Origin of the sequence: Stenotrophomonas sp. YIM B06876, assembly GCF_030711595.1 — a bacterium.
Classification (GTDB): Bacteria; Pseudomonadota; Gammaproteobacteria; order Xanthomonadales; family Xanthomonadaceae; genus Stenotrophomonas.
The window spans coordinates 1-1,275 of record NZ_JAUJUJ010000224.1; the positions used below are offsets into that span (position 1 = coordinate 1).

The window sequence follows — 1,275 nt, forward strand, 5'->3', positions numbered from 1 at the left end:
ACAAGCGCTGGCAGCTATCAAAATTAAAGTAAGCAATGAAAATCGCAGTTCTGCCGGGTGACGGCATCGGCACCGAAATCGTCGCCGAGGCCGTCAAGGTCCTCGGTGCGCTCGACCTGAAGTTCGAGATGGAATCCGCCCTGGTCGGCGGCGCGGCCTACGAAGCGCACGGCCACCCGCTGCCCGAGGCCACGCTCCAGCTCGCCAAGGAGTCCGACGCCATCCTGTTCGGCGCCGTCGGCGACTGGAAGTACGACAAGTTAGAGCGCCCGCTGCGCCCCGAGCAGGCCATCCTGGGCCTGCGCAAGAACCTGGGCCTGTTCGCCAACTTCCGCCCCGCCATCTGCTACGAGCAGCTGGTGGACGCATCGAGCCTCAAGCCCGAGCTCATCGCGGGCCTGGACATCCTCATCATCCGCGAGCTCACGGGCGACATCTACTTCGGCCAGCCGCGCGGCCGCCGCGTGGCCACCGACGGGCACTTTCCCGGCGCCGAGGAAGCCTTCGACACCATGCGCTACTCGCGCCCCGAGATCGAGCGCATCGCCCATGTCGCCTTCCAGGCGGCGCGCAAGCGCAGCAAGCGCGTGACCAGCGTGGACAAGGCCAACGTGCTCGAAACCTTCCAGCTCTGGAAGGACGTGATGACCGAAGTGGGCCTGCAATACCCCGACGTGGCGCTGGACCACATGTACGTCGACAACGCCGCCATGCAGCTGGTCAGGGCGCCGAAGAAGTTCGACGTGGTCGNACCGAAGTGGGCCTGCAATACCCCGACGTGGCGCTGGACCACATGTACGTCGACAACGCCGCCATGCAGCTGGTCAGGGCGCCGAAGAAGTTCGACGTGGTCGTCACCGGCAACATGTTCGGCGACATCCTGAGCGACGCCGCCGCCATGCTCACCGGCTCGATCGGCATGCTGCCTTCGGCCTCGCTCAATGCGAGCAACCAGGGCCTGTACGAGCCCAGCCATGGCAGCGCCCCGGATATTGCCGGTCAGGGCATTGCCAACCCTCTGGCTACAATATTGTCTGCTGCCATGATGCTCCGTTTCTCACTCAACCAGCCCGAAGCCGCCGACCGCATTGAGACTGCGGTGAAGTCGGTGCTCGCGTCCGGTTTGCGCACGACAGACATCTGGTCGCAAGGCACGACCAAGGTCGGCACCCAGCAAATGGGCGACGCCGTGGTAGCGGCCATTACCAAGACGACCAAAGGCTGATCAAGCCCCGGTTCGTCGCGCCCTCCCCCGGCAGACGAGCCGGGGGGCAA

At 65.1% G+C, this 1,275-nt stretch carries 1 protein-coding gene and 1 pseudogene; both read left to right on the forward strand.

Annotated features, from left to right (window positions below; all coding sequences use genetic code 11):
* Window positions 1-35 precede the first annotated feature (35 nt).
* Window positions 36-884: a 3-isopropylmalate dehydrogenase gene (gene leuB / locus QZH66_RS16275; protein ID WP_305806923.1), complete on the forward strand. Its 849-nt coding sequence runs from the start codon at window positions 36-38 to the stop codon at window positions 882-884.
* Window positions 770-1,225, forward strand: a pseudogene (locus QZH66_RS16280) (isocitrate/isopropylmalate family dehydrogenase); the annotation flags it as partial. The gene leuB and the pseudogene QZH66_RS16280, both read left to right, overlap by 115 nt.
* Window positions 1,226-1,275: the final 50 nt, after the last annotated feature.